The following is a 26,961-nucleotide window of genomic DNA, read 5'->3' as shown; positions in this document are numbered from 1 at the left end:
GGGCGGCGTTCAGGGGCAGCGGACGACCTGACCCGCGTAGGAGAGGTTGCCGCCGAAGCCGAAGAGCAGCACCGGGTCGCCGCTGGTGATCTCGCCCCGCTCCGCCAGCTTGGACAGGGCGAGCGGGATGCTCGCCGCCGAGGTGTTGCCGGACTCGACGACGTCGCGGGCGACCACGGCGTTGACGGCGCCGATCCTCGCGGCGAGGGGTTCGATGATGCGCAGGTTGGCCTGGTGCAGGACGACCGCGGCGAGGTCGGCCGGCGCGAGCCCGGACCGCTCGCAGGCCCTGCGCGCGATGGCGGGCAGCCGCGTGGTCGCCCAGCGGTACACGCTCTGCCCCTCCTGCGCGAACCGCGGCGGCGTCCCCTCGATGCGGACCGCGTTGCCCATCTCGGGCACCGAACCCCACAGCACGGGCCCGATCCCCGCCTCCTCGTCCGGCGCGCAGGCCTCGACGACGGCGGCCCCCGCCCCGTCGCCGACCAGCACACAGGTGGTGCGGTCGGTCCAGTCGACGACCTCGGACATCTTGTCGGCGCCGACGACCAGCGCCCGGCTCGCGGACTCGGCGCGCACGGCGTGGTCGGCGGTGGCCAGGGCGTGGGTGAAGCCCGCGCACACGACGTTGAGGTCCAGGGCGGCGGGGCCGGGGACGCCGAGGCGGGCCGCGACGCGGGCGGCGGTGTTCGGCGAGCGGTCGATCGCGGTGGAGGTGGCGACCACGATCAGGTCCACGTCGGCGGGGGTCAGCCCGGCCGAGGCCAGCGCCTTCGCGGCGGCGTGGGCGGCCAGCTCGTCGACCGGTTCGTCGGGTCCGGCGATCCGGCGCGTACGAATGCCCACCCGGCTCCTGATCCACTCGTCGCTGGTGTCGACCATGCCCGCCAGGTCCTCGTTGGTGAGAACCTGGGCGGGCTGGTAGTGGCCGACGGCGGTGATGCGGGAGCCGTGATGCATGGGTGGAGTCCTCGCTGCCTCGGGGGTACGGGATCCACCAGTGTGATGAGTGACCGACGGGTACGACGGCAGGTGATACGACAGGAAACGGGCGCCCTGCTTGTCGGCTTCGGTCAGCATCCTCCGCCGCCCGGGCGGTCCCGGTCCCCTGCCCCGCGCCCTCACCCGGTGAAGAGCTGGGTCGCCTTCCGCACGAGTTCGTACAGCCCGTAGGCGAGCGGCGCGCCCACCCAGAGCCAGGTGAAGGCGATCAGCGGCCGCCGGTCGGGCGGGCCGGCCGCCTCAGGCGGACTCTGGCTGAGGTCGGACGACATCGTTGCCCTCCTTCGGCGCGGGGGTGGCTGCGGGTTCGTGGTGCCGGGCGTGCACGGGCCGGATCAGTTCGTTGGCGACGAAGCCGACGACCAGCAGTCCGATCATGATGAGGAAGGACGTCCCGTACAGCGCCGAGCCGTGCCGGCCGGCCTCCTCCTGGTGGTCGGCGATCCAGTTCACGATGAGCGGCCCGAGGACGCCGGCCAGCGACCAGGCGGTGAGCAGCCGTCCGTGGATCGCGCCGACCTGATAGGTGCCGAAGAGGTCCTTGAGATAGGCGGGGGCGGTGGAGAAGCCGCCGCCGTAGAAGGACAGGACGACCAGGGCGCACAGGACGAACAGCGGCTTGGAGGAGTCGCCGAACAGCGCGATCAGGGCGTACATGAGGGCGCCCACGCCCAGGTACACGCGGTAGATGTTCTTGCGTCCGATCAGGTCGGAGGCGGAGGACCAGCCCAGGCGGCCCGCCATGTTGGCCGCCGACAGCAGCGCCACGAAGCCGGCCGCGGCGGTGGCCGACACCGGCGTGGAGGTGTCGGCGAAGAAGTCGCGGATCATCGGCGCGGCCTTCTCCAGGATGCCGATGCCGGCCGTGACGTTCATGCAGAGCACGAGCCACAGCAGCCAGAACTGCGGGGTGCGCAGGGCCGAGCGCGCCGAGACCTGGACGCCTTCGAGCGGCGCGGGCCGCCCGTCCGCCCGCTCCTTGGGCCGCGGCACCCGCACCAGCAGCACGCCGAGCAGCATGAAGACGGCGTACGTCAGTCCGTGGACGAGGAAGGCGAGAGCGATACCGGAGTTGTCGGAGCCGAAGGACTTGAGCATCTGCGCCGACCAGGGCGAGGCGATGAGCGCGCCGCCGCCGAAGCCCATGATGGCGATGCCGGTGGCCATGCCGGGCCGGTCCGGGAACCACTTGATCAGCGTCGAGACCGGCGAGATGTAGCCGATGCCGAGGCCGATCCCGCCGACGAAGCCGTAGCCCAGGACGATCAGCCAGTACTGCCCCACGGCCGCGCCGAGCGCGGAGAGCAGGAAGCCGGACGAGAAGCAGACCAGGGCGACGGTCATCGCCCAGCGCGGCCCGTGCCGTTCCACGAGCGTGCCGCCGAACGCGGCCGAGAGACCGAGCATGACGATGCCGAGCTGGAAGGGCAGCGCGCTCTGCGTCCCGCTGAGGCCGAGCGCGGATTCCAGGGGCGGTTTGAACACGGACCAGGCGTAGGCCTGCCCGATGGAGAGGTGGACCGAGAGAGCGGCCGGGGGAACGAGCCAGCGGCTCCAGCCCGGCGGTGCGACGGGGGGACTCATGGGTCCCCAACCGTAGGCATCGGGAAAGCGCTTGAGAAGACTGTTGAGCACACAACTACAGACCACCACTACTGCCACCACTCCTGCTGCACAAAGTCTTGCCGCCCCAACCTCCATACTGTAGACAATATTTCGTCGACATCATCGGCACTTCGTTGATCCCCTCCCCCAGTTCCTCGGTATCCCTCGACCGGACGGAGCTCCCCCGCCATGAAAGTCGCAGTCCTCGGCGCCGGGGCGATCGGCGCCTACGTCGGCGCCGCGCTCCACCGTGCGGGCGCCGACGTGCACCTCATCGCCCGTGGACCGCATCTGGCGGCCATGAGGCAGTACGGAGTACGGGTGCGCAGCCCGCGCGGCGACTTCACCGCGCGCCCGCACGCCACCGACGACCCGGCCGAAGTCGGCCCGGCGGACTACGTGTTCCTGGGCCTGAAGGCCCACTCGTACGCGGCGTGCGGGCCGCTGATCGAGCCGCTCCTGCACGACTCGACGGCGGTCGTGGCCGCCCAGAACGGCATCCCCTGGTGGTACTTCCACCGGCACGGCGGCCCCTACGACGGGCGTCGCCTCGAAAGCGTGGACCCGGCCGGCGCGGTCAGTGCGGTGCTCGCGCCCGAACGGGCCGTCGGCTGCGTGGTGTACGCGGCCACCGAACTGGAACAGCCGGGCGTCGTACGGCACGTGGAAGGCACCCGGTTCTCGATCGGCGAGCCCGGCCGGGAGGTCTCGGCGCGCTGTCTGGCGTTCAGCGAGGCGATGCGGGCGGGCGGACTGAAGTGCCCGGTCGAGCCCGACCTGCGCGGCGACATCTGGCTGAAGCTGCTGGGCAACATCTCCTTCAACCCCATCAGCGCCCTGGCGCGCGCCACCATGCGGCAGATGTGCCTGCACGGCGGCACCAGGGAGGTCATCGAGACGATGATGACCGAGACGCTGGCGGTCGCCGCCGCTCTCGGCTGCGAGGTCGGCGTCTCCGTCGAACGCCGGCTCGCGGGCGCCGAGAAGGTCGGCGACCACCGCACCTCCACGCTCCAGGACCTGGAGCGCGGCAAGCCGCTCGAACTCGACGTGCTGCTCGCGGCCGTCGTCGAGCTGGCGGCGATCACCGGCGTCCCGGTGCCCACGCTGCGCACCGTGCACGCCCTGTCGGACCTGCTCGCGCTGAGGAGCGCCGCATGAGGAAACGCGACCGAACCCCCAAGACCTACACCCGTCTCACCCACCCCCTGGTCCGGGACTCGCGCGACGAACCCTTCCGCCGGGCGACCTGGGAGGAGGCCCTGGACCGCACGGCCCGGGGGCTGGCGGCGGCGCGCGGCGCGTTCGGGATGTTCTCCTGCGCCCGGGCGACCAACGAGATGAACTACGTGGCGCAGAAGTTCGCCCGGGTGGTCATGGGCACCCACAACGTGGACTCCTGCAACCGCACCTGCCACGCACCGAGCGTGGCGGGCCTGTCGGCGGCCTTCGGGTCGGGCGGCGGCACCTCCTCCTACGAGGAGATCGAGCACACCGACGTCATCGTGATGTGGGGCTCCAACGCCCGCTTCGCGCACCCGATCTTCTTCCAGCACGTACTGAAGGGCCTGCGCAACGGCGCCCGCATGTACGTGGTCGACCCGCGCCGCACCTCCACCGCCGAGTGGGCGGAGAGCTGGCTCGGTCCGAACGTCGGCACGGACATCCCGCTGGCGCACGCGGTGGGCCGCGAGATCATCCACGCGGGGCTGGCCAACGAGGCGTTCATCGCCCGTGCGACGACGGGCTACGACGACTACCGGGCCCTGGTGGAACCCTGGACCCTCTCCCTCGCCGAGAAGGTGACGGGCGTACCGGCCGCCGCCGTCCGCGACCTGGCGCACGCCTACGCCCGCGCCGAGCGCGCCCAGTTGTGCTGGACCCTCGGCATCACCGAGCACCACAACGGCACGGACAACGTGCGTGCGCTGATCAACCTCTCCCTGCTCACCGGCCACGTCGGCCGCTACGGCTCCGGACTGCAGCCCCTGCGCGGCCAGAACAACGTGCAGGGCGGCGGCGACATGGGCGCCATCCCCAACCGGCTCCCCGGCTTCCAGGACGTCCTCGACCCGGAGGTGCGCCGGAAGTTCGAGACGGCCTGGGACACGGTGGTCGAGCCGCGCCACGGCCTCACCCTGACGGAGATGTTCGAGGCGATGGACGACGGCACGCTCCGCGCCGTCTACTGCATCGGCGAGAACCCGGCCCAGTCGGAGGCGGACGCCGACCAGGCGGTGCGCCGCCTGCGCGCCCTGGACTTCCTGGTGGTCCAGGACATCTTCCTCACCAGGACCGCCGAACTGGCCGACGTGGTCCTCCCGGCGACCGCCGGCTGGGCGGAGACCGAGGGCACCACGACCAACAGCGAACGGCGCGTCCAGCGCGTGCGGCGGGCCGTGACCCCGCCGGGGGAGGCCCGGGAGGACATCGACATCCTCTGCGACCTCGCGGCCCGCCTCGGCCACGACTGGAAGTACGCCGACGCGGAGGCCGTCTGGAACGAACTGCGCTCCCTCTCCCCCGACCACCACGGCATGACGTACGCCCGTCTGGAGGAGCACCAGGGCATCCAGTGGCCGTGCCCGAGCACGGACGGGCTGGAACCGCCGTACCTGCACGGCAGGCTGTGGTCCCCGGACCCGGCCCACCGCGGCCGCCGGGCCCCCTTCGGCATCGTCCGGCACGACCCGCCCGTGGACCTCACCGACGAGCGCTACCCCATCCGCCTGACCACGGGGCGCCGTCTCGACTCCTACAACACGGGCGTGCAGAGCGGCGGTTACTCCTCCCCCCTGCGTCGCGGCGAGTCCGTGGAACTCTGCCCGGAGGACGCCGAACGCTACGGCGTGCGGGTCGGCGAGGAGGTCCGGGTCGTCTCGCGGCGCGGCTCGTTGCTCGCCCCCGTCTGGGTCGACACGGCCCTGCGCCCCGGCCTGGCGTTCATGAGCTTCCACTTCCCGGACGAGGTGGACACCAACAAGCTGACCATCGAGGCCAACTGTCCGATCGCCGGGACGGCGGAGTTCAAGGCCTCGGCGATCCGGATCGAGAAGGTGAGCACCGGTGGACCTGCGCTTCGGTGACGGCAAACCCACGGACGAGGAACGCGCGGCCGTCGACGCCCTGCTCGGCCCGCCCGAGTCCTCCTGGGAGGGCGCCGACCGCTCCGACGCCGACCTGCGGTGGGCCCGGGGCGGCCGGGAGGCCCGGGACCGCCGCGACCAGCTCCTCCCGGCCCTGCACGCGCTCAACGACCGCGTCGGCTGGATCAGCGAGGGCGCCCTGGACTACGTGTGCCGCCGCCTGACCGTCCCTCCGGCCGAGGCGTACGGGGTGGCCACCTTCTACGCCATGTTCTCCGTCCGCCCCCGCCCGGCGACCGTCCTCCACGTCTGCACGGACCTGGCGTGCACGACGGCGGGCGCGAGCCGCCTGTGCGCGGCGGTGGAGTCACGCCTGGGTCCGGAGAGCGGCGTGAAGGTCGAACGGTCGCCGTGCCTGGGCCTGTGCGAACGGGCCCCGGCGGCCTTGGTTGTCCGGGCGGGCGCCCCGGCCGGTCCGGCGCAGGAAGACCTCCCAGCCCGTCCGGCGTCCGAGGACGAGGCCGTCCAGGCCGGCAGCGGGAGTCCGGGGGCGGCAGCCCCCGGGGACGGGACCGGGAAGGGGCCGCGGGGGCGGAACACCCTCCACGCGACGGCCGTATGCGCCCCCGCGACCCCGGACACGGCAGTCCAGACCGCCACCGCCCCCGAATCGGCCCCCACCGAGCCCGCCCCCGCCCTGGCGGTCCCCCAGGCCGGCGACCCCGCCCTCGTCCTCCTCGAACGCATCGGCACCACCGACCCCGCCTCCCTCGACGACTACCGCGCCCACGGCGGCTACACCGCCCTCCGCCGCGCCTTCGACCTCGGCCCCGCCGCCGTCATCCGCGAGGTCACCGACGCCGGCCTGGTCGGCCGCGGCGGCGCCGCCTTCCCCACCGGCCGCAAGTGGCAGGCGACGGCCGCCCAGCCCGACCACCCGCACTACCTCGTCTGCAACGCCGACGAATCCGAACCCGGCACCTTCAAGGACCGCGTCCTCATGGAGGGCGACCCGTACGCCCTGATCGAGGCGATGACGATCGCGGGCTACGCGACCGGCGCCCACCGGGGCTACCTCTACCTCCGCGGCGAGTACCCCCGCGCCCTCGCCCGCCTCACCCACGCCGTCGCGCAGGCCCGCACCCGCGGCCTCCTCGGCGACGACGTCCTCGGCCAGGGCTACGCCTTCGACATCGAGATCCGGCGCGGCGCCGGCGCGTACGTCTGCGGCGAGGAGACGGCCCTGTTCAACTCCATCGAGGGCCACCGCGGCGAGCCCCGCTCCAAACCGCCGTTCCCCGTCGAGAAGGGCCTGTTCGGCAGGCCCACGGTCGAGAACAACGTGGAGACCCTGGTCAACGTCCTCCCCATCCTGACCAGGGGCGCCCCGGCGTACGCCGCGATCGGCACGCCGACGTCCACCGGCCCGAAGCTGTTCTGCGTGTCCGGCAGCGTGGCCCGCCCCGGCGTCTACGAACTCCCCTTCGGCGCCACGCTCGGCGAGCTGCTCGCCCTCGCCGGGGTCCGCGACCACCTCCGCGCGGTCCTGCTCGGCGGCGCCGCGGGCGGTTTCGTCCGCCCCGACGAGCTGGACATTCCGCTCACCTTCGAGGGCACCCGCGAGGCGGGCACGACGCTCGGCTCCGGTGTCGTCATGGCCTTCGACGACACGGTGCCGCTCCCCCGCCTGCTCCTGCGCATCGCGGAGTTCTTCCGCGACGAGTCGTGCGGCCAGTGCGTGCCGTGCCGGGTCGGGACCGTACGCCAGGAGGAGGCCCTCCACCGGCTCGTCGGCCGCACCGGCGCCGACGCCGCCGACGACATCACCCTCCTGCGCGAGGTCGGCCGCGCGATGCGGGACGCCTCGATCTGCGGTCTGGGGCAGACCGCCTGGAACGCCGTGGAATCCGCCATCGACCGTCTGGGGGCCTACGAATGACCGCGATACCGCTCGGAGTGCCGCGCCGCCTGGTGGAGTTCACCCTGGACGGGCAGGAGGCCAGGGTCCCCGAGGGGTCCACGATCCTCGACGCCTGCCGGGCCGCCGGCAAGGACGTCCCGACGCTGTGCGAGGGCGACACGCTCACCCCGAAGAACGCCTGCCGGGTCTGCGTCGTGGACGTCGAGGGCGCCAGGACCCTCGCGCCCGCCTGCTCGCGGCGGGCCGAGCCGGGCATGGTGGTGCGCACGGACACCGAGCGCGCCCGGCACAGCCGCAAGGTCGTCCTCGAACTCCTCGCCTCCTCCGTCGACCTCTCCACCACCCCCGCCGTGGCCGGGTGGATCAAGGAGTACGAGGCGAAGCCCGACCGCTTCGGCCCGGACGCGGCCCGCGTCGAGGAGGAGCCCCGCGTCGACAACGACCTCTACGTGCGCGACTACGGCAAATGCATTCTGTGCTACAAGTGCGTGGACGCCTGCGGCGAGCAGTGGCAGAACAGCTTCGCCATCTCGGTGTCCGGCCGCGGCTTCGACGCCCGGATCTCGGTCGAGCACGACGGCCCGCTGCCCGACTCGGCGTGCGTGTACTGCGGCAACTGCATCGAGGTGTGTCCCACGGGCGCCCTGTCCTTCAAGTCGGAGTACGACATGCGGGCGGCGGGCACCTGGGACGAGGAGCGGCAGACACGGACGACGACCGTGTGCGCCTACTGCGGTGTGGGCTGCAACCTCACGCTCCACGTGCAGGACAATGACATCGTGAAGGTCACCTCTCCGCACGACAATCCGGTGACCCACGGCAACCTGTGCATCAAGGGCCGCTTCGGCTACCAGCACGTACAGAACCGGTACTGACCGGCACACCGACCGGCGCAAGGGGCACGAACATGGGACGAGTCACGGAACGACGCAAGGTGATCCGCGTACGGGACGGTGCGGTGTCCACCCGGCCGGACACGCTCGTCGCCGAGGAACCGCTGGAGATCCGGCTGAACGGCAAGCCCCTCGCGATCACGATGCGCACCCCGGGCGACGACTTCGCGCTCGCGGCCGGTTTCCTGGTCAGCGAGGGCGTCCTCGCCGAACAGGGCGACCTGCAGAACATCGTGTACTGCGCGGGCGCCACCGTCGACGGATCCAACACCTACAACGTGGTCGACGTGCGGACGGCCCCCGGCGTGCGCGTCCCGGACATCGCCCTGGAGCGGAACGTCTACACCACCTCGTCCTGCGGGCTGTGCGGCAAGGCGAGCCTGGACGCGGTGCGCACGACGGCCCGCTGGCCCATCGCCGACACTCCCCCGCTCCGCGTCGCCCCGGAACTGCTGGCCGAGCTGCCCGACCGGCTGCGCGCCTCCCAGCGGGTCTTCGACCGGACCGGCGGGCTGCACGCGGCGGCGCTGTTCACCGAGGACGGCGAGCTGGTGGACGTACGGGAGGACGTGGGCCGGCACAACGCGGTCGACAAGCTGGTCGGGCGCGCCCTGCAGAACGGCGGCCTGCCGTTGTCCCGTTCCGTCCTGCTGGTGTCCGGCCGGGCCTCCTTCGAGCTGGCGCAGAAGGCCGTGATGGCGGGCATCCCGGTGCTGGCCGCCGTGTCCGCGCCGTCCTCGCTGGCGGTGGACCTCGCCGCAGAGACGGGACTGACCCTGGTGGGCTTCCTGCGCGGCAGCTCCATGAACGTGTACGCGGGAGAGGACCGCGTCGCCCTGCGGGCCGCGGCCGTCCGGGGCTGATCCCGTCCCTGCCCGCGACACGGCGGCGGGGCCCCTGCCGGGCGGGGAGCGCCCCCTGCGCCCGAGGGGCCCCGCCTCGACCGCGCCGGGCGTCCGCGGTGCCCGGGGCACCCGGAACGCCCGGGGCGCTCAACCGGACCGGCTCCCGGTGGTGGCCGCCGCCCGCTCCGGGAGGCGCTGCTCCTCGGGCCGGACCGCCTCGGGGTCGTGCGAGCGCCGCTTGGCGATCACCGCGCAGACCATCAGCTGCATCTGGTGGAAGAGCATCAGCGGCAGTACCGCGAGCGAGGCCTGGGCGCCGAACAGGACGCTCGCCATGGGCAGCCCGGCGGCGAGCGACTTCTTGGACCCGGCGAACTGGATCGCGATGCGGTCCTCCCGCCCGAAGCCGAGCCCCTTCGCGCCGTACCAGGTCAGGAGCAGCATCACGGCCAGCAGCACCGCCTCGACGGCCAGCAGCCCGGCGAGGCGCACCGGGCTCACCTGGTGCCAGATGCCCTGGACCATGCCCTCGCTGAACGCGGTGTAGACGACCAGGAGGATCGAGCCGCGGTCGACGAGCCCGAGCACCTTCTTGTGCCGGGCGACGAAGCCGCCGATCCACCGGCGCAGCAGTTGCCCGGCCGCGAACGGCACCAGCAGTTGCAGCACGATCTCCACCAGCGAGTCGGCGGAGAACCCGCCTGCGCCCCCGCCCAGCAGGGCGGCGGCCAGCAGCGGTGTGACGACGATGCCGGCCAGCGAGGAGAAGGAGCCCGCACAGATGGCGGCGGGCACGTTTCCGCGGGCCATGGAGGTGAAGGCGATCGACGACTGGATGGTCGAGGGGACCAGGGTGAGGAAGAGCAGGCCCTGGTACAGGGGGTCGGTCAGGAACACCGGGACCAGACCGCGCGACGCGAGGCCGAGCAGCGGGAAGACGACGAAGGTGCAGGCCAGCACCGTGACGTGGAGCCGCCAGTGCCGTACGCCGTCCATCGCCTCACGGGTGGAGAGCCGGGCGCCGTAGAGGAAGAAGAGGAAGGCGATCGCTCCGGTGGAGGCGCCGGAGGCGACGTCGGCGCCCGTGCCGCGGGCCGGCAGCAGCGCGGCGAGGCCCACCGTGCCGAGCAGCAGCAGGACGTACGGGTCGATCGGCATCCAACGCGGCCGGCTCAGGCGTCTCACGGTGCTCCACTTGCTCGCTGCTCACTCGTTCTCGCTCGGTTCCCGTGGGGTCACGGGTCCCCGCCCCATCGTGCTCCCCCGTCCGGCGATCGGGAATCCGGTATACCGCTCTGACTGTCATCACGATCTCCGATCACCGCTAGTCTGGCGCCATGTACGACCCCTCCCATCTGCGCACGTTCCTGTCGGTGGCGCAGACGCTGAGCTTCACGCAGGCCGCCCGGCGGCTCGGCCTGCGTCAGTCGACGGTGAGCCAGCACGTGCGGCGGCTGGAGGACGCCACCGGACGGCAGCTGTTCAGCCGGGACACGCACTCCGTGGAGCTGACGGAGGACGGGGAGGCGATGCTCGGGTTCGCGCGCCGGATCCTGGAGGTGCACGAGCAGGCGACGGCCTTCTTCACGGGCACCCGGCTGCGCGGACGGCTGCGGTTCGGGGCGTCCGAGGACTTCGTGCTGACCCGGCTGCCGGAGATCCTGGAGGGCTTCCGGCACGACCACCCCGAGGTGGACCTGGAACTGACGGTGGAGCTGTCGGGGACGCTGCACGAGCGGCTCGCGGCCGGGAAGCTGGACCTGGTGCTCGCCAAGCGGCGGCCCGAGGACCCGCGGGGCGAGCCGGTGTGGAGCGACCGGCTGGTGTGGATCGGCGCGGAGCGGCTGCGTCTCGAACCGGACCGCCCGGTGCCGCTCATCGTCTATCCCCCGCCGGGCATCACCCGCGCGCTCGCGCTGGAGGCCCTGCAGCGGGAGGGCCGCGCGTGGCGCGTCGCGTGCACCAGCGGCAGCCTCAACGGCCTGATCGCGGCCGCCCGTGCGGGCCTGGGCGTGATGGCGCACTCGCGCGGCCTCGTTCCGCCCGGTCTCGTGCGGGTGCCGGAGCGGGCCGGGCTGCCGGAGCTGGGCGGCGTCGACTTCGTGCTGGTGCACGGCAGGCACCGCCCTTCGGCGCAGGGCGCCGCCAACGCGCTGGCGGCGGCGGTCCTGGCGGGCGGGGACCGGCTGCACCGGCCTCAGCGCACGGGCCTCGGGTAGGTGAGCTGCTTGACCCGGCGCAGGAACAGCGACGCCTCCACGTGGTGGACGCCCTCCAGGCGGCCGAGCGGACCGCTGAGGTAGGCGTACAGGCCGGCGGTGTTGCGGGCGACCGCGGTGGCGACGATGTTGGACGGGCCCGCGGTGGCGGCGGCGTGGGCGATCTCGTCGTGGGCGGCGAGGGCCTCGCCGACCCGGTGGAGGGCGGCCGGGCTGGTGGTGAGCCACAGGACGGCGGCGGTCGGGTAACCGAGGATCTCCGAGTGGTACTCCACGTCGATGTACACGGCACCGGAGCCGAGCAGCGCGGACAGCCGGCGTTTGACCGCGGACTCGGAGCGCCCGGTCGCGCGTTGCAGCTCGGGGTGGCCGGCCCGCCCGTCGCGTTCCAGGACGGCGAGCAGCGGCTCGTCCTCGGGGTCGATGCGGGCCGGTCCGGGCGGCACGGGGCCGGTGCGGGGGCGCAGGGCCGCGACCTGTTCGTCGGTGAGCACGCCGAACTTGCGGAGCCAGCCGGTGGGTCCGCCGTAGAAGCGGTGCAGGATCTGGTGGGCGTGGATCTCCAGGACCCGCGGAGTGCGCGGCAGTTTGCCCAGGAGCAGGTCGTCCCGGTCGCCGGCGGTGCGCGGCCGGGTGCCGAAGATGATCTCGGTGCCGCCGGCCGCCAGCCCGACCCAGCTCGTGTCGGGCCGTTTGGCGAGGGCGTCCGCGACGGCCAGGGCGCTGTCGGGGACGCAGCGCAGCCGCATCGTCCAGTGGTCCTGGCCGAGGACCCCGGCGTCCCGGACCGCGACCACGCGCAGCCCGCCCTCGGCGCACAGCCTGCGGTAGCGGCGGGCGACGGTCTGGTCGGAGACGCCGAGCACCGCGCCGATGCGGCTGAAGGAGGCGCGGCCGTTCACCTCCAGGGCGTCCAGCAGCCGCAGGTCGAGTTCGTCGAAGGTGTCGGATTCCATCCGCATGCCGGCCACTTCCCTCGGATTCCGCCGCCGCACCGCCGTGAACCGGTGCGATCGGCCGGGCGGTCCCCATCGTACGGAGGGACACAACGACGCAGGACACGGGAGAAGACGGAACATGCGTACATGGGGACCGCTCACGGCGGTGTGCCTGGGGACGTTCATGCTGCTGCTGGACGTGACGATCGCGGTCGTCGCGCTTCCGGACATGGCCAGGGGGCTGCACGCGTCGCTGAGCGACCTGCAGTGGGTGATGGACGGCTACGCGCTGGCGCTGGCCGCGCTGCTGCTGGGGCTGGGGGCCGCGGCCGACGCCCTGGGGCGGCGCCGGGTGCACGTGGCGGGCGTGGTGCTGTTCGCGGTGGCGTCGCTGCTGTGCGGGCTGGCCACGGGGCCGGGGATGCTGGTCGCGGCGCGCGGACTGCAGGGGGTGGGCGCCGCGGCGATGTTCGCGACCACCCTGCCGCTGCTCGGCTCGGTCTACCGGGGCCGCCAGAGGTCGATGGCGCTCGGCGTGTGGGGCGCGGTCAGCGGTGCGGCGGCGGCCGTGGGGCCGGTGCTGGGCGGGCTGCTGACCGACGGGCCGGGCTGGCGGTGGATCTTCTGGGTGAACCTGCCGGTGAGCGTGGTGGCGATCTGGCTGACGCTGCGCGTGGTGCCGGAGTCGCGCGGGGCGGCCGGTCGCCGCGTGGACCGGGCGGGTACGGCGGCCTTCGCGGCGTTCGCCGCAGCGCTGACGTACGGGGCGGTGCGGGCCGGGTCGCACGGCTGGACGGAGCGCGGCACGTCGGCCGCCTTCGTGCTCGCGGTGGTGGCGCTGGGCGCGTTCGTCGTGGTGGAGTGCCGGGTCGCGGATCCGCTGCTCGATCCGCGGTTGTTCCTGCGGCCCGCGTTCTCGGGCGTGATGCTGGGCGCGCTGGCCTTCAACGCGGCGGCGTTCGGGGTGATGGCGTACACCTCCCTGTGGCTGCAGACGCTGCTCGGGATGAGCCCGGTGCGGGGCGGCCTGGTGTTCGTGTGGCTGTCGCTGGCGTCGTTCGTGGTGGCCGCGGCGGGCGGGCGGCTGCTGCACGGGGTGCCGGCGCGGCTGACCATCGGGGGCGGGCTGCTGCTGATCGCGGCCGGGCAGTTCTGCATGGCGTTCCTGGACGCGGGCTCGACCGCGTCGGCCCTGGTGCCGGGGCTGCTGCTGGTGGGGGTCGGGACGGGTCTGGTCTCGCCCGGGATCGCGGGTGCGGCGCTGTCGGCGGTCCCGGCGGAGCGGGCCGGGATGGCCGGGGGCGCGGTCAACACCTTCCGGCAGCTCGGGTACGCGCTCGGCATCGCCGTGTTCGGCACGGTGCTGACCTCGCGGATGGAGGGCACGCTGCCGCACGACGCGGCGCACGGTCTGGCGGGCGGCGCGGCGGGCGCCCTGCGGGGCGTGTTCGGGGAGCACGCGCTGCGGGCCGCGTTCGCCTCCGGGCTGAACGCGGCGGCGGCGACCGCGGGCGCGGTCGCGGCGGTCGCCGGGGTCCTGGTACTCGTCCTGGTCCGGGCCGGGGGCGACGGCCGGGGCACCGGTGCGACACCGTCCGCGGTGCCCGTGCCGAAGGGCGAGGAGGCCGCTCCGGCCGCCTCGTACCGGCGGTAGGCGGGTCGTACAGATTCGGTGGAGATTACGGCACCGAACCTTACTCAACCGTCAGGAAAGTGTCCGACCCTTCCCCATGTGAGCGCATTTCCTCTCGCTGACCAGCGCGGACATGGGCCCTGTTCCCCTTTGCCGCCCCTCCCGCCCCCGCGTCGGGTGGGGTAGCTTTCACCGCCGTGCGGGGGCGTCGTCGGAAAGCGGGGAGTGGGTTTGCGCGAGTTCACCAGTCCTCCGTCGACGTTGGCACCACCGGTGGGCGGTCTGGCCGACGTCGTCTTCCAGCACGCCGAGGAGGATCCCCGGCACATCGCCCTCGGCCGCAAGGACGACGCCGGGCAGTGGCGGGACGTCACCGCGGGCGCCTTCCGCGACGAGGTGCTGGCCCTCGCCAAGGGGCTGCTCGCGCAGGGCGTCCGCTTCGGCGACCGGGTCGCCATCATGTCCCGCACGCGGTACGAGTGGACCCTCTTCGACTTCGCCCTGTGGACGATCGGTGCCCAGGTGGTGCCCGTCTACCCGACCTCGTCGGCCGAGCAGTGCATGTGGATGCTGTACGACGCCGAGGTCACGGCGGCGGTCGTGGAGCACGAGGACCACGCGATGACGATCGCCACGGTCATCGACCGGCTGCCGCACCTGCGCGGGCTGTGGCAGCTCGACGCCGGTGCCGTCCAGGAGCTGTACGACGCGGGCGCGCACCTCAACGACGAGGTGGTCCACCGGCACCGCAAGGCGGTGACGCCGGAGTCGGTCGCCACCGTCATCTACACCTCGGGCACCACCGGCCGGCCCAAGGGCTGCGTCCTGACCCACGGCAACTTCATGTGGGAGGCGGACACCGTCATCGAGCGCTGGGAGCCGGTGTTCCACTCCAGGCGGGGCGAGGAGGTGGCGACGCTGCTGTTCCTGCCGCTCGCGCACGTCTTCGGGCGGATGGTGGAGGTCGCCGCGATCCGCGGCCGGGTCCGCTTCGGCCACCAGCCGCAGCTCAACGCCGCGGCCCTGCTGCCCGACCTGGCGGCCTTCCGGCCGACCTTCATCCTGGCCGTGCCCTACATCTTCGAGAAGGTGTTCAACGCGGCGCGGCGCAAGGCCGAGAAGGAGGGGAAGGCGGGTCCCTTCGAGAAGGCCGTCGACGTGGCCGTGAAGTACGCCGAGGCGGTGGAGGCGAGGGCCTGGGGAACCGGCCCGGGCCCCTCGGCGGGGCTGCGGATGCAGCACCAGCTCTTCGACAAGCTCGTCTACTCCAAGGTGCGGGCGGCGATGGGCGGGCGCATCCGCAACGCCATGTCGGGCGGCTCGGCGATGGACCGGCGCCTCGGGCTGTTCTTCGCGGGCGCGGGTGTGCAGATCTACGAGGGCTACGGCCTGACCGAGTCCACGGCGGCCGCCACCGCCAACCCGCCCGAGCGCACCCGCTACGGCACCGTGGGGCAGCCCGTGCCGGGCGTCACCGTGCACATCGCGGACGACGGCGAGATCTGGCTGAACGGCGACAACGTCTTCGAGGGCTACCTGAACAACCCGAAGGCCACCGACGAGACCCTGCACGACGGCTGGCTGGCCACCGGCGACCTGGGCTCCCTGGACGAGGACGGCTACCTCACCATCACCGGCCGCAAGAAGGAGATCCTGGTGACCTCCGGCGGCAAGAGCGTCTCCCCGGGGCTGCTGGAGGAGCGGGTGCGCGATCATCCGCTGGTCAACCAGTGCATCGTGGTCGGCAACGACCGCCCCTACGTCGCCGCCCTGATCACCCTCGACCACGAGGCGGTCGAGCACTGGCTGACGATGCGCAACAAACCGCGGATGTCCCCGGCCGAGCTGGTGCACGACGCCGACCTGGAGACGGAGGTGCGGCGCGCGGTCGTCGCGGCCAACACGCTGGTCTCCCAGGCCGAGTCGATCCGCACCTTCCGCATCCTCGCCCAGCCGTTCACCGAGGAGCACGGGCTGCTGACGCCCTCGCTGAAGCTCAAGCGCAAGGCCATCGAGAACGCCTACGGCACCGAGGTCGAGGCACTTTACCGAGCGTGATTCCCACGGTCGGGAATGCGCGAGTTCCACGGTCAGGAATGCGCGGGGGCTCGTGATCGTTGACGATGGGAGTAGCACCTGACCACAACCGAAGGATCAAGAGCTCGTGAGCAGCAAGGTCCCCCCGATCATCCTGAACAACGGCGTCGAGATGCCGCAGCTTGGCTTCGGCGTCTGGCAGGTGCCGGACGACGAGGCGGAGACCGCCGTCGCCCAGGCGCTGGAGGCCGGGTACCGCAGCATCGACACAGCGGCGATCTACGGCAATGAAGAGGGCACCGGCAGGGCGATCGCCGCCTCCGGCGTGGCCCGCGAGGACCTCTTCGTCACCACCAAGCTCTGGAACAGCGACCAGGGGTACGACTCCACGCTCCGTGCCTTCGACACCTCGCTGGCGAAGCTGGGCCTGGAGTACCTGGACCTCTACCTGATCCACTGGCCCACGCCGGCCAAGGACACCTACGTCGACACCTACAAGGCGTTCGAGAAGCTGCTCGCCGACGGCCGGGTCCGGGCCATCGGCGTGTCCAACTTCCTGCCGGAGCACCTGGAGCGGCTGACCGCCGAGACGTCGGTGATCCCGGCCGTCAACCAGATCGAGCTGCACCCCCACCTCCAGCAGCACGCCGCCCGCGAGGTGCACGCGGAGAAGGGCATCGCCACCGAGGCCTGGTCCCCGCTCGGTTCCGGCAAGGGCATCCTGGACATCCCCGCGATCGTCGCGATCGCCCAGAAGCACGGGCGCACCCCGGCCCAGGTCGTGCTGCGCTGGCACCTCCAGCTCGGCAACGTGGTGATCCCCAAGTCCGTGACGCCGTCCCGGATCAAGGAGAACATCGACGTGTTCGGCTTCTCCCTGGACACCGAGGACCTCGCGGCGATCAGCGCGCTGAACGAGGACCGGCGGCTCGGTCCCGACCCGGCGGAGTTCAACGCCTGAGCATGCCACCCGCGTAGGGGCCCGGCCGTACGGACGGCCGGGCCCCTACGCACGGTGTCAGTTGGGCTGCCCCAGCGGCCGTACCACCACGGTGTTGACGTCGACCCCGGCGGGCTGTCCCATGGCCCAGACGACCGAGTCGGCGATCTGGTCGGCGGTGAGCAGGTCCCCGGGCGGCAGAGCGCCGTTGCCGTCCCAGAACGGGGTCTCCACCCGGCCGGGCGCGATCAGGGTGACGCCCACGCCCCACTGCGTCACCTCCCGCCGGGTGTTCTCGGCGAGACCGGTCACCGCCCACTTGGTGGCGCCGTAGATGTTGCCCGGCGTGTTCACGAAGCCCGCGACGCTGCCCACCAGCACGATCCGCCCCCGGCTCTCCCGGAGCGCGTCGATGGACGCCCTGATCAGCAGGGCCGGGCCCAGCACGTTGGTCAGCACCATCTCGGTCCAGCCCGCCGGGTCGCCCTCGGCGACCGAGTCGTGGGTGGCGAAGCCGGCGTTGGCGACGACCGTGTCGAGCCGGCCGAACCGCTTCAGCGTGGCCTCGACCGCGGCGGCCACGTCTCCGTGGTCGGCGGCGTTGCCGCGGATCGTCAGGAGGCCCTCCGGGTCACCGAGTTCCGCGCCGAACGCCCGCAGTCGCTCCTGCCCGCGTCCCGTGACGGCCACCCGCTGCCCCGATTCCAGCAGCCGCCGGGCGACGGCCGCCCCGATGCCGCTGCCGCCGCCGGTGATGAGCGTGACCGCTGTGTCGCTCATGATTCCCCCCTGTCTGTACGTGTCTCTCACGGACGGCGGCAGTCCATCACGTGGAGCGCTCTCGAAGTCAAGCGCCGCCCTCAGACCGGTCGCACCGCCGTGTACACGGTGTGCGCCACCAGCACGAACACGTCCGGGCGGCGGTGCACGCCCGCCTCGTCGGCGGGGTCGAGCAGCCGGTCCAGGGTGGTGCGGTCGTCGCCGTCGAGGCTCTCGCCGAGGCGCTCGCGCAGCCGGGACAGGGACGTGGCGACGTAGTCGCGGGTCGCGGCGGTGACGGGCGCGGGCAGGTCGAGCAGGAAGCTGCGGGTGCCGGTGTGCTCGAGTCCGGCGGCGGACAGCATCGCGGGCCAGTCCTCGGTCTCGGCGACGGAGCCCGGCAGGTCCGCGCGCATCGCGGTGAAGGCGTCCTCCTCCACGGCGCGGAGCCTGGCCTGGAACCCGGGACGTCCGATGCCGATGTCGCGGGGCAGGAAGCGGGCGGTCAGTCCGCCCTCCAGGACCGCCAGCGTGCCGCCGGGTGCCAGGTGCCCGCCGAGGGCGGCGAGGGCCGCGCGCTGGTCGGGCAGGTGGTGCACGCTCTGGGCGGCCCACATCAGGTCGGCGGGGTAGTCGAGGTCGGCCAGCGCGCCGGGCAGGTCGCCGGCGAGGGTGCCGAAGCGGTCGGCGAACCCGAGCCGCTCGGCGCGGGCGCGGGCCCGCTCCAGCAGCGGGGCGGCGCCGTCGGCGGCGACGACACGGGCGCCGGGGAAGGTCTCGGCGAACAGGCTGCTGACGACGCCGGGGCCGCTGCCGACGTCCACGACCAGGCCGGGTTCGGTCACCTCCCGGGCCAGCCATGCCAGGGCCTGCCGGTACAGCGGCGCGTACAGCTCCGCCTGCGCCTCCAGGTGCGGGGCCATCTCGGCCCAGTCGATCTCACCGTGGTCGTGTGTCATGCCGGTCAGCCTCCCGTTCGCGGTGCCGTCAGGGTGCGACGACCCGCCGCCCGGGGGCAACCGGTGTTGCCGGTCCCGCAAAAACGGGGGCGGACCACCGGGGCCCGGCGCGCAGGTCCGGGCCCCGGGGCTCACCCGCGCGAGGTGCGCGGGCGTGCGCTCACGACAGGGGCGGGTAGGCGTTCTTCATCAGCTCCTGGAACTGGGCGGAGAACCACTTCCCGGAGATCGGGGCGTCCGGCAGCGCGCCCGAGGGGCTGTTCCCGTTGCGCGCGTTGCCCTCATAGGTGGGGTCGCACATCCGGTCGAAGCCCTTGCCCTCGTCGTTGTCGATCGCCTTGCTGGCGCCGTCGGACTCGCCCGGGGGCTTCATCCAGACGTACGCGTCGATCCCGGCGGCGGGACTGGCCTGCGGACGCTCGCCGAGGCCGGCTCCGGACTGGTTGCACCAGTTGCCGGGGTGGATGCGCCGGTCGAAGCGGCCGCCGTCCACGTAGGCGTCGACGCTGGTCTGCGGACCGGGTCCGGCGGGCCGGGCCGAACCGCCCCAGCCGTTGCGGGAGGTGTCGATCAGCATGCCGATGCCGGAGTCGAAGCCCTTGGAGACCAGCTCGTTGCGGAAGGCCTGGGCGAAGGACAGCTCGTCCACGTACCGGTTCCAGTCGACCCACTTCGACTGGCGCACGGAGGTCCCGTTGACGCTGTCGTCGATGCCGAAGTTCTCCTCCTTCAGCGCGCTGTAGTTGGCGGTGTTGGTGATGAAGCCGTGCACGTCGCCGACGGTGGCGCCCTCGGCGGTGGCGGCCTGCTTGATCACGTCGGCGCTGGCGCCGAAGTTGTCGTCCCAGCCGATCCAGCCGTGGTGGCCGGCGTCGATGTAGTTGTAGACGTTGGGCACGTCGCCCAGTTGGGCCAGGGCGTAGCCGACGCCCTTCACGTAGTTGCCGTTGGCCTTCATGGTGTCGCACGCGGGCACGGCCGTGGGACGGCTGCCGGTGTTGGTCACGAGGTTGGGCAGCGAGTCGATCTCGACGGTGGTGACGATCCGCAGCGAGGCGTACTTGGAGTCGCCGAGGATCTCCTTGATCGGGTCGATGTACTCGGTCTTGTACCGGTCGATCTCGGTCGGGCCCAGCTCACCGTTGGAGGCGAGCGCGGAGCAGTCGCGTCCCGGCAGGTTGTAGATGACGAGTTGGACGACCATCTCGCCGGAGCCCTTCTGCTCCAGCGCCGCGTCCAGGTGGTCGCGCAGGCTCATGCCGCCGTTGACGCCCTCGATGGCGGCGGTCCGGTCGAGCCACACACCGGTCGGCTCGTTCGCGATGCGGTTCCCGCCGGGCTCGGCGGCGGCGTTGGCGGACCACTCGGGGTTCACGTAGACCTTGGCGCCGTCATAGGGGTTGTCCACCCGGGCGGACGGGCCGGTGGGGTCGGTCGGGTCCGTCGGGTCGGTGGGGTCCGTGGGGTCGGTTCCGCCGTCGGTGTTGCAGGTCACGCCGTTGAGGGTGAAGGTGGCCGGGATCGCGTTGCTGCCGCTGTAGGTCCCCTGGAAACCGAAGCTCGCCGAGCCGCCCGTGGACAGGGTGCCGTTGTAGGACTCGTTGGTCACGGTGACGGCGGCGCCGCTCTGACTGATCTTCGCGTTCCAGCCGTTGGTGACCTTCTGACTGCCGGCGTACGTCCACCCCAGGGACCAACTGGACGTGGCGGCACCGTTGTTGGTGACGGTCACGGCAGCGGTGAATCCGCTTCCCCAGTCGTTCTGCACCTGGTAGTCGACGGTGCAGGCGGCGGCCGCGGCTCCGGCGCTCGCGGAATGGGCGGCCAGTGCCGTGCCGGAGGCGCCGGCGACCAGGGTCAGGGCGGCGAGCATCGCGGTTCTGGTACGGATCATGAGTGCGGGTTCCTTCTTTCGTGGGGGAGCTGCTGTCGTCCGGGCCGCACCTGCGCGGCGCGGCCCACTGCCGATCGGCCTGGGGGTGCCGTCTGATCGGAGGTCAGGAACGACCCGCGGGCACGGGGGTACTGCCCGCGGGGTGAGCGATCCGGCCCACGGGCCGGCGAGGCGTCGGACACGTAGCGGCCACGGCTGCGGCAACGGCTAAAAGTCCTGAACGCGGAAGGTGGAACGGGGGGTGGCGCATGAGCGACTCCTTGCAGTTCGGGCGCGCCGTGACGGACGCGTCGACTGGTGGAACCGCTCCCACTGGTGCAGTGAACGTAGCGCCAAGTGACGGCAAAGAACAGAGGAGTTACCGACTTTCTGCCGCCAGGACCTGTCGAATCTTTTCGACTGTTCACACATCTTGACCCCTCCTGGCGCCCTCTCCACTATGGGAGCGCTCCCACTGGTTCAAGGCTTGTTGCTCCTCCTCCCCCCTCCCCGAGCCGCAAGGAGGAACCAGCACCATGCATCCCGGACACCGCCACAGACGCCGCACCGCGCGGCGCTGGTGGACCGCCGCCCTGGCGGCCCTCGCACTTCCCCTCACGATGCTGGGCACCAGCGCGGCCCCCGCCCAGGCGGCCGCGCTCCAGTGCAGCGTGGACTACAGGACCAACGACTGGGGCTCCGGCTTCACCGCCGAGCTGACGCTGACCAACCGGGGCCCCGACGCCATCGACGGCTGGACCCTGACGTACTCCTACACGGGCGACCAGAAGCTGACCAACGGCTGGAGCGGCACCTGGTCGCAGTCCGGCCGGAACGTCACCGTGCGCAACGCGTCGTACAACGCGCGGATCGCCGCCGGGGCCGCCGTCTCCACCGGCGGTCAGTTCACGTACAGCGGCAGCAACGCCGCGCCGACCGACTTCGCGGTCAACGGCACCTCCTGCGCCGGCGCCCACCAGCCGCCGATCACGGTCCTGACCAGCCCGGAGGCCGGCGCGGTCTACTCGCAGGGCGAAGCGGTTCCGCTGGCGGCCACGTCGGCGGCGGCCGACGGCGCCACGATCAGCAAGGTGGAGTTCTACGACGACACCACCCTGCTCGGCACCGACACGAGCGCGCCCTACACGCACGCGGCCACGGGCTTGGCCGTGGGCAGTCATTCCCTGGTGGCGAAGGCCTACGACAGCACGGGCGCCTCCGCGAGCTCCACGCCGGTCGGCATCACCGTCGCCTCGGGACCGACCGTGGTCGCCTCCCCCGGTCAACTGGGCGTCCAGCAGGGCAAGTCGGCGACCTACGACGTCAAGCTCTCACAGCAGCCGACGGCGAACGTGACCGTCACGACCACCCGGGCGAGCGGCAACACGGGCCTCACGCTCACCGGCGGCGCCAGCCTCACCTTCACCCCGTCGAACTGGGACACTGCCCAGCGGGTGACCGTCTCGGCGGACGCCTCCGGCAGCGGCTCGGCGGTCTTCGAGTCGACGGCACCCGGCCACGGCAAGGCCGCGGTCACCGTCACGCAGCTGGCGGCGGCGAAGGACTACGACGCCCGCTTCCTGGAGCTGTACGGCAAGATCACCGATCCGGCGAACGGCTACTTCTCCCCCGAGGGCATCCCGTACCACTCGGTCGAGACGCTGATCGTCGAGGCACCGGACCACGGCCACGAGACCACGTCCGAGGCGTACAGCTACCTGCTGTGGCTCCAGGCCATGTACGGCAAGGTGACCGGCGACTGGGAGAAGTTCAACAACGCCTGGGAGATCATGGAGAAGTACATGATCCCCACCCACGCCGACCAGCCGACCAACTCCTCGTACAACGCCTCCAAGCCGGCGACCTACGCGCCCGAGCTGGACACGCCGAGCGCGTACCCGGCACCGCTGGACGGCACCGTGCCCGTGGGCGCGGACCCGATCGCGGGCGAACTGAAGTCGGCGTACGGCACGGACGACGTGTACGGCATGCACTGGCTCCAGGACGTCGACAACACCTACGGCTACGGCAACTCGCCCGGCAAGTGCGAGGCGGGGCCCTCCGACACCGGCCCGTCGTACATCAACACCTTCCAGCGCGGCGCGCAGGAGTCGGTGTGGGAGACGGTGCCGCAGCCGACCTGCGACGCGTTCAAGTACGGCGGGAAGAACGGCTACCTGGACCTGTTCACCGGTGACGCCTCCTACGCCAAGCAGTGGAAGTTCACCAACGCCCCGGACGCCGACGCGCGCGCCGTGCAGGCCGCGTACTGGGCGGACATCTGGGCCGGCGAGCAGGGCAGGAGCGACGAGATCTCCGCGACCCTCGGCAAGGCCGCGAAGATGGGCGACTACCTGCGCTACGCCATGTTCGACAAGTACTTCAAGAAGGTCGGCGACTGCGTGGGGCCGGCGAACTGCCCGGCCGGCACCGGCAAGGACTCCTCGCACTACCTGCTGTCCTGGTACTACGCCTGGGGCGGCGCGGTCGACACCTCGGCGGGCTGGGCCTGGCGCATCGGCTCCAGCCACACCCACGGCGGCTACCAGAACCCGCTGGCGGCCTACGCGCTGAGTACCGACGCCGACCTGAAGCCCAAGTCGGCGACCGGCGCGTCCGACTGGGCCAAGTCCCTCGACCGGCAGCTGGAGTTCTACCGCTGGCTGCAGTCCGACGAGGGCGCCATCGCGGGCGGCGCGACCAACAGCTGGGCGGGCCGCTACGCGACTCCGCCGGCCGGTACGCCGACCTTCTACGGCATGTACTACGACGAGAAGCCGGTGTACCACGACCCGCCGTCCAACCAGTGGTTCGGCTTCCAGGCGTGGTCCATGGAGCGGGTCGCCGAGTACTACCAGCAGAGCGGTGACGCGGACGCCAAGGCGGTCCTGGACAAGTGGGTCGGCTGGGCGCTGTCCGAGACGACCGTCAACCCGGACGGCACCTTCCGGATCCCCTCGACGCTCCAGTGGTCCGGACAGCCCGACACCTGGAACGCGTCGTCCCCGGGGGACAACGCCGGCCTGCACGTCACGGTCGCGGACTACACCGACGACGTCGGTGTGGCGGCGGCGTACGCCAAGACCCTGACGTACTACGCCGACCGCTCGGGCGACACCGAGGCGGCCTCGACCGCCAAGGCGCTGCTCGACGGCATGTGGGAGAACAACCAGGACGCGCTCGGCATCGCCGTCCCGGAGACCCGCGCCGACTACAACCGCTTCGACGACGGGATCTACGTCCCGAGCGGCTGGAGCGGCACCATGCCGAACGGCGACACGGTCGACGCGTCGTCGACCTTCGCCTCGATCCGGTCCTTCTACCAGGACGACCCGGCCTGGTCGAAGATCGAGAGCTATCTCCAGGGCGGTGCCGCGCCCACGTTCACGTACCACCGGTTCTGGGCCCAGGCGGACATAGCCCTCGCCATGGGTTCGTACGCGGAACTCCTGGAATAGCCCCGCCGGACGTTCCGCGTGCACGGTCCCGTCACCGGACGACGGGACCAACCGACCGGGCGGCACCGGCCACACCGGAGCCGCCCGGTCCTCGCATGTTCTGTTCCTGACGGAAGGACGGTTCCCCACCGTGCGAAGAACCCGGATCCTCACCGCATTGCTGGCCCTCGCGGCCGGGCTGCTCGTGGGCGGCCCGCCCACGGCGCTGGCCGCCGACGCCCCGAAGCCGGCCCTCACCGCCGACAGTTACACCTGGAAGAACGCCCGCATCGACGGCGGCGGCTTCGTCCCCGGCATCGTCTTCAACCGGACCGAGAAGGACCTGGCCTACGCCCGCACCGACATCGGCGGCGCCTACCGCTGGCAGGAGGCGTCCCACACCTGGACGCCGCTGCTCGACCACGTCGGCTGGGACGACTGGGGCCACACCGGCGTGGTCGGCATCGCCTCCGACTCCGTCGATCCCGACCGGGTGTACGCGGCGGTCGGCACCTACACCAACGACTGGGACCCCGGCAACGGCGCGGTGCTGCGCTCGGCCGACCGGGGTGCGACCTGGGCGAAGACGGACCTGCCGTTCAAGCTGGGCGGCAACATGCCGGGCCGCGGGATGGGCGAGCGCCTGGCCGTCGACCCGCACGACAACGACGTGCTCTACCTCGGCGCGCCCAGCGGCCACGGCCTGTGGCGGTCCACCGACGCGGGGGTCACCTGGTCCGAGGTGAAGGCGTTCCCGAACCCGGGCAATTACGCGCAGGACCCGGGCGACACGTCCGGCTACGCCTCCGACAACCAGGGCATCACCTGGGTCACCTTCGACGAGTCGACGGGCGGCGCGGGTCAGGCCACGGGGACGGTCTACGTCGGGGTCGCCGACAAGGAGAACGCGGTCTACCGCTCGACGGACGCGGGCGCGACGTGGGAGCGGCTCGCCGGGCAGCCCACGGGGTACCTGGCCCACAAGGGCGTGCTGGACGCGGAGAACGGCTACCTGTACCTCGCCTACAGCGACACGGGCGGCCCGTACGACGGCGGCAAGGGCCGGCTGTACCGGTACGCGACCGCGACCGGCACCTGGACGGACATCAGCCCGGTCGCGGAGGCGGACACGTACTTCGGCTTCGGCGGCCTGACCGTCGACCGGCAGCACCCGGGGACGGTGATGGCGACGGCGTACAGCTCGTGGTGGCCGGACACGCAGATCTTCCGCTCGACGGACAGCGGCGCCACGTGGACCCAGGCCTGGAGCTACACGTCGTACCCGAACCGCGAGAACCGCTACACGATGGACGTGTCGTCGTCCCCGTGGCTCACCTGGGGCGCGAACCCGACGCCGCCCGAGCAGACGCCGAAGCTGGGCTGGATGACGGAGGCGCTGGAGATCGACCCGTTCGACTCGGACCGGATGATGTACGGGACGGGCGCCACGGTCTACGGCACGGAGAACCTGACCGACTGGGACGAGGAGGGCGGCACCTTCGCCGTCGCGCCGATGGTGCGCGGCCTGGAGGAGACGGCGGTCAACGACCTCGCCTCGCCCCCGTCCGGCGCCCCGCTGCTCAGCGCGCTCGGCGACATCGGCGGTTTCCGGCACACCAGCCTGACCGAGGTCCCGTCGATGATGTACACCTCGCCGAACTTCACCTCCACGACGAGCCTGGACTTCGCGGAGAAGAAGCCCGATGTCGTCGTCCGGGCGGGCGATCTCGACTCCGGTCCGCACATCGCGTTCTCCACGGACAACGGCGCCAACTGGTTCGCCGGCACCGACCCCTCGGGCGTCAGCGGCGGCGGCACGGTCGCGGCGGGCGCGGACGGCGACCGCTTCGTGTGGAGCCCGCAGGGCGCGGGCGTCCAGTACACGACGGGTTTCGGCACGTCCTGGCAGGCGTCGACGGGTATCCCGGCGGGCGCCGTCGTCGAGTCCGACCGGGTGGACCCCGCGACGTTCTACGGCTTCAAGTCCGGCACGTTCTACGTCAGTACGGACGGCGGCGCGACCTTCACCGCGTCGGCGGCGACCGGCCTGCCCACCGGTGACGGCGTCCGCTTCAAGGCGCTGCCGGGCGGGGAGGGCGACGTCTGGCTGGCGGGCGGTGCGGCGGACGGCCCGTACGGGCTGTGGCACTCGACGGACGGCGGCGCGCGCTTCACCAAGCTGGCGAACGTCGACGCGGCGGACACCGTCGGCTTCGGCAAGGCGGCCCCGGGCGCCTCCTACCAGACGCTGTTCACGAGCGCCGAGATCGGCGGCGTCCGCGGCATCTTCCGCTCCACGGACGAGGGCGCGAGCTGGACCCGTGTCAACGACGACGCCCACCAGTGGGGGTGGACCGGCGCCGCCATCACCGGCGATCCGCGGGTCTACGGCCGCGTGTACGTGGCGACCAACGGGCGGGGCGTCGTCTACGGCGACACCTCGGACACCGGCGGCCCCGGTCCGGGCCCCGGCCCCGATCCGGAGCCCACCGGCGCCTGCGAGGTGACGTACACGGTCACGAACCAGTGGTCGGGCGGCTTCCAGGCGGACGTCCGGCTCACCAACACCGGCGCCTCGGCCTGGAACGGCTGGTCCCTGGGCTGGTCGTTCCCCGGCGGCCAGCAGGTGACCCAGATGTGGAACGCCGAGCACACCCAGTCCGGCGCCGCGGTGACGGCGCGCAACGTGGGCTGGAACGCGGGGGTCGCGCCCGGCGCCTCGGTGAGCTTCGGGTTCACGGGGAGCTGGTCGGGGACCAACGCGGAACCGGCCGCGTTCTCGCTGGGCGGGCGGAGCTGCGGGGCCGGCTGAGC

Annotated in this window: 19 protein-coding genes; 11 read left to right on the top strand and 8 right to left on the bottom strand. The window is 72.2% G+C overall.

From position 1 onward, the window contains the following. Positions 1-9: 9 nt before the first annotated feature. The 3 genes from Sdi02f_RS01510 to Sdi02f_RS01505 form a co-directional block, all read right to left on the bottom strand. Complete coding sequence (locus Sdi02f_RS01510; RefSeq protein ID WP_055469217.1) at positions 10-960, bottom strand: beta-ketoacyl-ACP synthase III; 951 nt, start codon at positions 958-960, stop codon at positions 10-12. 161 nt (positions 961-1,121) lie between these two features. Beyond that, complete coding sequence (locus Sdi02f_RS35795) at positions 1,122-1,274, bottom strand: MFS transporter small subunit (RefSeq protein WP_167458101.1); 153 nt, start codon at positions 1,272-1,274, stop codon at positions 1,122-1,124. Beyond that, a complete protein-coding gene (locus tag Sdi02f_RS01505; RefSeq protein ID WP_053639727.1) occupies positions 1,243-2,586 on the bottom strand; it encodes an OFA family MFS transporter in 1,344 nt (447 codons plus the stop codon). Before Sdi02f_RS01505 ends, Sdi02f_RS35795 begins: the two co-directional genes overlap by 32 nt. Positions 2,587-2,796: 210 nt before the next feature. Here Sdi02f_RS01505 and Sdi02f_RS01500 point away from each other — a divergent pair, with 210 nt between their 5' ends. The 5 genes from Sdi02f_RS01500 to fdhD are packed head-to-tail and all read left to right on the top strand — an operon-like array spanning position 2,797 to position 9,370. Further along, the gene (locus Sdi02f_RS01500; RefSeq protein WP_030401002.1) at positions 2,797-3,768 is read left to right on the top strand and encodes a 2-dehydropantoate 2-reductase; all 972 of its coding nucleotides are present in this window, start codon (positions 2,797-2,799) and stop codon (positions 3,766-3,768) included. Continuing rightward, complete coding sequence (locus Sdi02f_RS01495) at positions 3,765-5,693, top strand: molybdopterin oxidoreductase family protein (RefSeq protein ID WP_108932546.1); 1,929 nt, start codon at positions 3,765-3,767, stop codon at positions 5,691-5,693. Before Sdi02f_RS01500 ends, Sdi02f_RS01495 begins: the two co-directional genes overlap by 4 nt. After that, positions 5,674-7,632: an NAD(P)H-dependent oxidoreductase subunit E gene (locus Sdi02f_RS01490; protein WP_108932545.1), complete on the top strand. Its 1,959-nt coding sequence runs from the start codon at positions 5,674-5,676 to the stop codon at positions 7,630-7,632. The genes Sdi02f_RS01495 and Sdi02f_RS01490 overlap by 20 nt, the downstream gene beginning before the upstream one ends. After that, positions 7,629-8,489 (top strand): 2Fe-2S iron-sulfur cluster-binding protein, encoded by an 861-nt coding sequence (locus Sdi02f_RS01485; RefSeq protein WP_108932544.1) that lies wholly within the window; start codon positions 7,629-7,631, stop codon positions 8,487-8,489. The genes Sdi02f_RS01490 and Sdi02f_RS01485 overlap by 4 nt, the downstream gene beginning before the upstream one ends. 32 nt (positions 8,490-8,521) lie before the next feature. After that, complete coding sequence (fdhD, locus tag Sdi02f_RS01480) at positions 8,522-9,370, top strand: formate dehydrogenase accessory sulfurtransferase FdhD (RefSeq protein WP_108932543.1); 849 nt, start codon at positions 8,522-8,524, stop codon at positions 9,368-9,370. A 129-nt stretch (positions 9,371-9,499) separates the two neighbouring features. Here fdhD and Sdi02f_RS01475 read toward each other — a convergent pair whose 3' ends face one another. Then, on the bottom strand, positions 9,500-10,510 hold the full coding sequence (locus tag Sdi02f_RS01475; protein ID WP_031083075.1) for a bile acid:sodium symporter family protein: 1,011 nt from the start codon (positions 10,508-10,510) through the stop codon (positions 9,500-9,502). Positions 10,511-10,689: 179 nt separating this feature from the next. Here Sdi02f_RS01475 and Sdi02f_RS01470 point away from each other — a divergent pair, with 179 nt between their 5' ends. Next, positions 10,690-11,571: a LysR substrate-binding domain-containing protein gene (locus Sdi02f_RS01470; RefSeq protein WP_030400996.1), complete on the top strand. Its 882-nt coding sequence runs from the start codon at positions 10,690-10,692 to the stop codon at positions 11,569-11,571. On the opposite strand, the gene Sdi02f_RS01465 is transcribed toward Sdi02f_RS01470, so the two are convergent. Next, positions 11,550-12,533, bottom strand: coding sequence for an Lrp/AsnC family transcriptional regulator (locus Sdi02f_RS01465; RefSeq protein ID WP_031185981.1), 984 nt, complete (start codon positions 12,531-12,533; stop codon positions 11,550-11,552). The two genes, Sdi02f_RS01470 and Sdi02f_RS01465, sit on opposite strands and share 22 nt — an antisense overlap. 115 nt (positions 12,534-12,648) lie before the next feature. Between Sdi02f_RS01465 and Sdi02f_RS01460 the strand changes: the two genes are divergently transcribed. The 3 genes from Sdi02f_RS01460 to Sdi02f_RS01450 all read left to right on the top strand — a co-directional run bounded on the left by Sdi02f_RS01460 (position 12,649) and on the right by Sdi02f_RS01450 (position 17,140). Next, positions 12,649-14,163, top strand: coding sequence for an MFS transporter (locus tag Sdi02f_RS01460; protein WP_108932542.1), 1,515 nt, complete (start codon positions 12,649-12,651; stop codon positions 14,161-14,163). Positions 14,164-14,373: 210 nt separating this feature from the next. Further along, positions 14,374-16,200 carry an AMP-dependent synthetase/ligase gene (locus Sdi02f_RS01455; RefSeq protein WP_108932541.1) on the top strand — a complete coding sequence of 609 codons (1,827 nt, stop codon included), beginning with the start codon at positions 14,374-14,376 and terminating at the stop codon, positions 16,198-16,200. A 106-nt stretch (positions 16,201-16,306) separates the two neighbouring features. Beyond that, a complete protein-coding gene (locus tag Sdi02f_RS01450; RefSeq protein ID WP_031083084.1) occupies positions 16,307-17,140 on the top strand; it encodes an aldo/keto reductase in 834 nt (277 codons plus the stop codon). A gap of 57 nt (positions 17,141-17,197) precedes the next feature. Here the strand turns inward: Sdi02f_RS01450 and Sdi02f_RS01445 are convergent, their stop codons facing one another. The 3 genes from Sdi02f_RS01445 to Sdi02f_RS01435 all read right to left on the bottom strand — a co-directional run bounded on the left by Sdi02f_RS01445 (position 17,198) and on the right by Sdi02f_RS01435 (position 20,731). After that, entirely contained in the window at positions 17,198-17,899 is a 702-nt protein-coding gene (locus tag Sdi02f_RS01445; protein WP_030400991.1) for an SDR family oxidoreductase, read from the bottom strand. Between the two features lie 80 nt (positions 17,900-17,979). Next, positions 17,980-18,837: a class I SAM-dependent methyltransferase gene (locus tag Sdi02f_RS01440; protein WP_078889130.1), complete on the bottom strand. Its 858-nt coding sequence runs from the start codon at positions 18,835-18,837 to the stop codon at positions 17,980-17,982. A 160-nt stretch (positions 18,838-18,997) separates the two neighbouring features. After that, on the bottom strand, positions 18,998-20,731 hold the full coding sequence (locus tag Sdi02f_RS01435; protein ID WP_030400990.1) for a glycoside hydrolase family 6 protein: 1,734 nt from the start codon (positions 20,729-20,731) through the stop codon (positions 18,998-19,000). Between the two features lie 515 nt (positions 20,732-21,246). Between Sdi02f_RS01435 and Sdi02f_RS01425 the strand changes: the two genes are divergently transcribed. Both Sdi02f_RS01425 and Sdi02f_RS01420 read left to right on the top strand, forming a co-directional pair. Then, positions 21,247-24,168 carry a glycoside hydrolase family 48 protein gene (locus Sdi02f_RS01425; protein WP_031083087.1) on the top strand — a complete coding sequence of 974 codons (2,922 nt, stop codon included), beginning with the start codon at positions 21,247-21,249 and terminating at the stop codon, positions 24,166-24,168. Positions 24,169-24,298: 130 nt separating this feature from the next. Beyond that, complete coding sequence (locus Sdi02f_RS01420; RefSeq protein ID WP_108932540.1) at positions 24,299-26,959, top strand: cellulose binding domain-containing protein; 2,661 nt, start codon at positions 24,299-24,301, stop codon at positions 26,957-26,959. The last annotated feature ends 2 nt before the right edge of the window (positions 26,960-26,961 follow it).

It is taken from the genome of Streptomyces ardesiacus, from assembly GCF_003112575.1.
Lineage (GTDB): Bacteria > Actinomycetota > Actinomycetes > Streptomycetales > Streptomycetaceae > Streptomyces > Streptomyces ardesiacus.
The sequence above is the reverse complement of the archived record's forward strand: the minus strand, read 5'-3'. Positions and strand labels throughout refer to the sequence as shown.

Bases quoted from the DNA above. Each gene is read 5' to 3' on its own strand.
- Sdi02f_RS01440 (WP_078889130.1), bottom strand. From the start codon at position 18,837: ATGACACACGACCACGGTGAGATCGACTGGGCCGAGATGGCCCCGCAC.
- Sdi02f_RS01425 (WP_031083087.1), top strand. From the start codon at position 21,247: ATGCATCCCGGACACCGCCACAGACGCCGCACCGCGCGGCGCTGGTGG.
- Sdi02f_RS01500 (WP_030401002.1), top strand. From the start codon at position 2,797: ATGAAAGTCGCAGTCCTCGGCGCCGGGGCGATCGGCGCCTACGTCGGC.
- Sdi02f_RS01485 (WP_108932544.1), top strand. From the start codon at position 7,629: ATGACCGCGATACCGCTCGGAGTGCCGCGCCGCCTGGTGGAGTTCACC.
- Sdi02f_RS01460 (WP_108932542.1), top strand. From the start codon at position 12,649: ATGCGTACATGGGGACCGCTCACGGCGGTGTGCCTGGGGACGTTCATG.
- Sdi02f_RS01465 (WP_031185981.1), bottom strand. From the start codon at position 12,533: ATGCGGATGGAATCCGACACCTTCGACGAACTCGACCTGCGGCTGCTG.
- Sdi02f_RS01470 (WP_030400996.1), top strand. From the start codon at position 10,690: ATGTACGACCCCTCCCATCTGCGCACGTTCCTGTCGGTGGCGCAGACG.
- Sdi02f_RS01495 (WP_108932546.1), top strand. From the start codon at position 3,765: ATGAGGAAACGCGACCGAACCCCCAAGACCTACACCCGTCTCACCCAC.
- Sdi02f_RS01435 (WP_030400990.1), bottom strand. From the start codon at position 20,731: ATGATCCGTACCAGAACCGCGATGCTCGCCGCCCTGACCCTGGTCGCC.
- Sdi02f_RS01505 (WP_053639727.1), bottom strand. From the start codon at position 2,586: ATGAGTCCCCCCGTCGCACCGCCGGGCTGGAGCCGCTGGCTCGTTCCC.
- Sdi02f_RS01475 (WP_031083075.1), bottom strand. From the start codon at position 10,510: ATGCCGATCGACCCGTACGTCCTGCTGCTGCTCGGCACGGTGGGCCTC.
- fdhD (WP_108932543.1), top strand. From the start codon at position 8,522: ATGGGACGAGTCACGGAACGACGCAAGGTGATCCGCGTACGGGACGGT.
- Sdi02f_RS01445 (WP_030400991.1), bottom strand. From the start codon at position 17,899: ATGAGCGACACAGCGGTCACGCTCATCACCGGCGGCGGCAGCGGCATC.
- Sdi02f_RS01510 (WP_055469217.1), bottom strand. From the start codon at position 960: ATGCATCACGGCTCCCGCATCACCGCCGTCGGCCACTACCAGCCCGCC.
- Sdi02f_RS35795 (WP_167458101.1), bottom strand. From the start codon at position 1,274: ATGTCGTCCGACCTCAGCCAGAGTCCGCCTGAGGCGGCCGGCCCGCCC.